This window comes from Erwinia sp. PME.40.26/001 (assembly GCF_055556675.1).
The window spans coordinates 1-238 of sequence record NZ_JBVHNP010000424.1; the positions used below are offsets into that span (position 1 = coordinate 1).

Annotated in this window: 1 protein-coding gene; it reads right to left on the reverse strand. The window is 45.4% G+C overall.

Annotation, left to right across the window (positions count from 1 at the left end; translation table 11 throughout):
* Nucleotides 1–238: PRC-barrel domain-containing protein (locus tag ACZ3HG_RS24815; RefSeq protein ID WP_465335198.1), on the reverse strand; the 238-nt coding region annotated here is incomplete at both ends.

Genomic DNA, 238 nt, shown 5'->3' on the forward strand with positions numbered 1-238 from the left:
TTTTGTTGCACCAGGCAAAATCAGTTTATCTTTTGTCAAACGCAGGTCGGACATCGCAATCGCGACATCATGGCGGCCCAATCCAACAAAGCCACCCGAGCTGACAATCACATAAGAGACTGATTTATCCGGGCTGATAATGATGTCTTTGACTTCACCGACTTTTTCGTCAGCCTCATTGTAAATTTCTGATCCCAAGATTTTCTTCTTGGCACTCCATCCCAACAGCACACCTTTC